At 73.5% G+C, this 4,950-nt stretch carries 7 protein-coding genes; 2 read left to right on the top strand and 5 right to left on the bottom strand.

Translation table 11 applies throughout. From position 1 onward, the window contains the following. From ACFV2S_RS37760 to ACFV2S_RS37740, 5 genes are all read right to left on the bottom strand, one after another. Positions 1–432, bottom strand: a 432-nt coding sequence (locus tag ACFV2S_RS37760) for a zinc ribbon domain-containing protein (RefSeq protein ID WP_385570840.1), incomplete at its 3' end; no start/stop codon positions are given. A 131-nt stretch (positions 433–563) separates the two neighbouring features. Then, a complete protein-coding gene (locus ACFV2S_RS37755) occupies positions 564–1,271 on the bottom strand; it encodes a TetR family transcriptional regulator (protein WP_352018860.1) in 708 nt (235 codons plus the stop codon). 88 nt (positions 1,272–1,359) lie between these two features. Continuing rightward, positions 1,360–2,121, bottom strand: a complete 762-nt coding sequence (locus ACFV2S_RS37750) for an SDR family NAD(P)-dependent oxidoreductase (protein WP_385570837.1) — start codon at positions 2,119–2,121, stop codon at positions 1,360–1,362. A gap of 236 nt (positions 2,122–2,357) precedes the next feature. Further along, positions 2,358–2,828, bottom strand: coding sequence for a cyanase (cynS, locus tag ACFV2S_RS37745; RefSeq protein WP_385570835.1), 471 nt, complete (start codon positions 2,826–2,828; stop codon positions 2,358–2,360). 35 nt (positions 2,829–2,863) lie between these two features. Beyond that, positions 2,864–3,460: a carbonic anhydrase gene (locus tag ACFV2S_RS37740; RefSeq protein ID WP_385570832.1), complete on the bottom strand. Its 597-nt coding sequence runs from the start codon at positions 3,458–3,460 to the stop codon at positions 2,864–2,866. Positions 3,461–3,543: 83 nt separating this feature from the next. Here ACFV2S_RS37740 and cynR point away from each other — a divergent pair, with 83 nt between their 5' ends. Beyond that, positions 3,544–4,443, top strand: coding sequence for a transcriptional regulator CynR (gene cynR / locus ACFV2S_RS37735; protein WP_385570830.1), 900 nt, complete (start codon positions 3,544–3,546; stop codon positions 4,441–4,443). Between the two features lie 193 nt (positions 4,444–4,636). After that, on the top strand, positions 4,637–4,950 hold a 314-nt coding region (locus ACFV2S_RS37730; RefSeq protein ID WP_385570843.1), incomplete at its 3' end, for a heme-binding protein.

The following is a 4,950-nucleotide window of genomic DNA, read 5'->3' as shown; positions in this document are numbered from 1 at the left end:
GATACGATCCGTGCGCCCGCCCGTCCGCATGTCATGTACGTATCTGGGGGAGTACCAGCCGTCGAGCGGGACCTCCTCGCAGAGCCGCACGACCGGCCTGCGTCCGGAGACCGCGGTGCCGGAGACCTTGACCCGGACGCCGGGGCGCACCGCGTGCGGCGGTCCGTCGACCCGGCAGCGGACCACGAAGCCCTCCGTCATGTGGACCGGCCAGAGGTCGGCGTCGGCGGCGGCGACCCCGCGGCGCACGGAGATCACACCCTCGCCCTCGCTGAGTTCGGGCGCGAGGTCGGTCGACCCACAGGTCGGACAGAGCAGGCGCTGGAAGGTGGTGGTGTGGCACCAGCGGCAGCGCTGGAAGTACAGCTCGGGGTCGGGGGCCGGCTCGTCGGCCTGGACGGCGGTCCCGCTCCTCAGTCCCGTGTGGAACACGATGCCTTCTCCTTGCACTCGACGGCTCGACCGTGCATGGAGCAAAGATATGGCACTGAGTGCCATCAAATAAAGACCTGAGTTCCCTCAATTCGAGATACTGAGAACCCTGAAGGGCTCCGTCCGGCCCCTCAGCCCTCGCCGAGGCTCGACTCCACCTCGCGCACCACGCGCCACATGGGGGTGGAGCGCTTGGTGATCACCACGACGACGTCCTCGGCCTCCTCGGCCGGCGCGTCCACGACCTGGCCCGTGGCCCACGTGGAGCGGACGAACTCCAGGGCCCCGTCGACCTCGGCCAGCGGGTCGCCCTCGCCGCCCGAGCGCAGCCAGTGCCGCAGGGCGTGGTTGTGGGCGGCGACCACGGCCGCCGCGACGACGTTGGCTCGCAGGGTGCCGTCCCGGCGGTCGGCCCAGCGGGTGCGCAGGTAGTCGCCGAGGGTCTTCTCGTACCGCCAGACCACCGACAGCTCGTACGTGCGCAGTCCGGCCACCTCGCGGGTGAGCCGGTAGCGCTGCACGGAGAAGGTGGGGTTCTCGGCGTACATCCGCATGACGAGCCGGGCGGCGTCGCAGACGCGGACGACCGGGTCGTCGGAGTCGGCGCTCGCCGCGAGGAAGCGGGTCATGTCGGCGAGGCACTGCTCGTGGTCGGGGAAGACCACGTCCTCCTTCGACGGGAAGTACCGGAAGAAGGACCGTCGGCCGACGCCCGCGAGGGTGACGATGTCGTCGACGGTGGTCTGCTCGTAGCCCCGCTCCAGGAAGAGCTGGAAGGCCGCGGCGATGAGGGAGTCCCGCATCGCGGGCTTCGTGGAGTTCGTCGACGCTGTTCCCATGGCCCGAACCTAACATTCGCGGCGCGCCGGTGCGGCACTCGGTGCCGGACAGTTCCGACACCGAGTGCTGCCACGGGGGTACGGAGGCTCAGCGGGCGGTCATCCGCAGGGCGCCGTCCATCCGGATCGTCTCGCCGTTGAGGTAGTCGTGCTCGGCGATCATCGTCACGAGCCGGGCGTACTCCTCCGGGCGCGCGAGGCGCTGCGGGAAGGTGACGCTCGCGGCGAGACCGGCCCGGACGTCCTCGCCGAACCCGGCCATCATCGGGGTGTCGACGATGCCGGGGGCGATCGTGACGACCCGGATGCCGAACTGGGCCAGGTCACGCGCGGCGGTGACGGTCATGCCGGCGACGCCCGCCTTGGAGGCGGCGTACGCGATCTGGCCGACCTGGCCCTCGAAGGCGGCGATCGAGGCGGTGTTGACGACGAGGCCGCGCTGTCCGTGCTCGTCCGGCTCGTGGCGGGCGATGGCCTCGGCGGCGAGCCGCATCACGTTGAAGGTGCCGAGCAGGTTGACGTTCAGCACCGCGCGGAACAGGTCGAGGTCGTGCGGTCCCTTGCGGCCCAGGATGCGGGCGGAGGGGGCGATGCCGGCGCAGTTCACGGCGAGCCGCAGCTCGGCGCCGTCGGCGTCGACCGCGGCGAGCGCCTCGCGCACCTGGTCCTCGTCGGTGACGTCCGCGGCGAGCAGCCGGACGCCCTCGGGCAGCGCTCCGGCCGCGGCCACGGCCTTGTCCAGGTCCAGGCCGTAGACGGTGGCGCCGCGCGCGGCGAGCGCGGCGGCGGTGGCGGCGCCGAGGCCGGAGGCGGCGCCGGTGACGAGAGCGGCGGAGCCGGCGATGTCCATGGAACTCCTCGTGTCGTGCGGGTGCGACCCTGCCGCCGGGTTGGCCGCCGGATCGGGCGCGTGCCCGCGGAGGACCGCGCGGTCCGCGCGATCTGCGCCGCCCACCATAGAACCGTGTGCGGGGCCCCCGGAAGCTGAGGCCGTCGCGCGCGCTCCGGGCCGGTTTCCCGGACCTCGGCCGGACCTCCTCCGGGGCGGGGCCGGCGGTGGTGGCCGGCCCCGCGCCGGGGGCGGCGTCAGAAGGGCTTGGTCGGCAGGTACTTGCCGTCCAGGGTGATGACGGCGCGCTCGCCGCCCTCCGGGTCGGCGACCTTCTTCACGTCCAGCCTGAAGTTGATCGCCGAGATGATCCCGTCGCCGAACTGCTCGTGCACGAGCTCCTTGAGCGTCGTTCCGTAGACCTGGAGCATCTCGTAGAAGCGGTAGACGGTCGGGTCGGTGGGGACGGCGCCGTCGAGGGAGCCGCGCGTGGGGATCGTGCGCAGCAGGCGCACCGCGTCCTCGTCGAGGCCGAGGAGCTCGGCGACGGCCCGGGCGGAGTGCTCCGGCAGGGCGTGCTGGCCGAGGACGGCGGCGGTGGTGAAGGCGACGGAGTGGCCGGAGACGTCCGCGATCTGCTGCCAGCTCAGGTCCTTGCGGATCTTGGCGTCGACGGCGGCGACCGCGAGGGCGCGACGGGCGGTGGGGTCGAACTGGGAGTGCACCACGAGGGGTACGTCCTTCCTTGAGGGGGAGCGGGGGTTCAGGCGGCGAGCGCGGGGGCGGCCGCGGCGGGGAGTTCCTCGACGGTGCCGTCGGCGATGTCGAAGACCCAGCCGTGCAGCCGTACCTCGCCGGCGGCCAGGGCGCGGGCCACCGAGGGGTGGGTGGCCAGGTTCGCCAGCTGCGCGGCGACGTTCTCCCGGACCAGGGCGGCCACGTCGGCCGGCCCGCCGGCCGCCGCGCGGGCGACGGAGGCGTCGGCGTGCCGCAGCCAGGCGGCGACGGCGGGCGCGGCGCTCAGGTCGTGGCCCTCGGCGAGCGCGGTCATCGCGCCGCAGGCGGAGTGCCCGCAGACGACGATGTCCCGCACGCCCAGGACCGCGACGGCGTACTCGACACCGGCGGTGACTCCGTCCGCGCCCGGGGTGTGGGCGGGGACGAGGTTGCCGGCGGTACGGATGACGAAGAGCTCGCCGGGATCGGTCTGGGTGATCAGTTCGGGTACGACACGGGCGTCCGAGCAGCCGATGAACAGCGTGCGGGGCCGGTGGGCGGTGGCCAGGCGGGCGAAGAGGCCGGCCTTGGCAGGGAAGACCTCCCGCTGGAAGCGGGCGATTCCCTCGGCGAAGTGGGGCATGTCCCCACCGTGCACGACCAGGGGCTATAGCGTCCAAGACCTGTTGTCGATGTCTGCTATAGATGCGATCTATAGTCGGTCGCATGCAGCCGGAACTCCGCCATCTCCGCTATCTGCTCGCCGTCGCCGAGCACGCCAGCTTCACCCGGGCCGCCGAGGAGCTCCGGATCGCCCAGCCGACGCTGTCCCAGCAGATCAGGCAGCTGGAGAAGGCCCTCGGGGCGCAGCTTCTGGACCGCACCGGCCGCACCGTGCGCCTCACGGACGCCGGGGAGACGTACGCGCGCCACGCCCGGCGCGCCCTGCGGGACCTGGCGGCGGGCGAACGGGCGGTGCTCGACGTCCGCGACCTGTCCCGGGGCCACCTCCGGCTCGCCGTCACGCCCACGTTCACCGCGTACCTCACCGGCCCGCTCGTCGCCGGCTTCCACGCCCGCCACCCGGGCATCGGAGTGGAGGTGCGGGAGCTGCCCCAGGACCGCATCGAGGCCGAGCTCCTCGCCGACCGGCTGGACCTGGGCATCGCCTTCCACGGCGAGCACCTCCCGGGGGTCGAGGCCACGGAACTGTTCACGGAGACCCTCGGTCTCGTCGTGGGCCCCGACCACCCCTTCGCCGGACGGACCGAGCCGGTGCCGGCCGACGAGCTGACCGGGCATCATCTGGCGCTGCTCAGCGCGGACTTCGCCACCCGGCTGCACATCGACGCGTACGTGTCCGGGCACCGCGTCCGGCCCGTGATCGCGGTCGAGGCCAACTCCGTGACCGCGCTCACCGAGATCGTCCGGCGCACGACCCTGGCCACGGTCCTGCCCGACGCCGTCACCCGGGACCAGCCCCGGCTGAGCCCGGTGCCGCTCTCCCCCGCGCTCCCGGCCCGCGCGGTCGCCCTCCTGCGGCGCGCGGCCGGCTACCGGAGCGCGGCGGCGGGCGCCTTCACCGAACTGGCGGCGCGGTGGGGCGAGGAGACGCGGGGGCACTGACGGCGCGGTCCCCGCCACCCCGGGGTCAACCGATCGGATGACCCCGGGGTCCACCGTTGCGGGCGCAGGACGCAGCCGGGACGCCGACGGACGGCGCGGGGGTGCGCGCCCAGGATGGAGGGGAGAGCGGGCCACGGCTTCCCGACGGCCCCCGCGATTCCCCGAGTTCACTGGAGCAGATCCCATGAAGCACGTGAAGAAGGCCTCCTCGCGCACCCGTGTCGTGACCGGTGGCGCGATCGTCGCCGCTCTCGCCCTCGGCGGCTTCGGGGCCTACTCCGCGAGCGCCACCGGCGAGGACACGGCCGCCGCGCCGGCCGCCGCCGTCGCCACGGCGGACGCCAAGAACAAGAACACCACCCGCACCGCCCACCTGACGATCGAGGCTGCCACGAAGGCCGCGCAGGCGACCCTCGACGCCGCCGAGAAGGAGAACCAGCGGGTGTCGGTCGCGGTCGTCGACCGCAACGGCAACACGATCGTCACCCTGCGCGGCGACGGCGCCGG

It is taken from the genome of Streptomyces sp. NPDC059695 (genome assembly GCF_042733785.1).
GTDB lineage: Bacteria > Actinomycetota > Actinomycetes > Streptomycetales > Streptomycetaceae > Streptomyces.
Note: the sequence above shows the minus strand (reverse complement) of the source record. Positions and strands in the feature narration are given on the sequence as shown.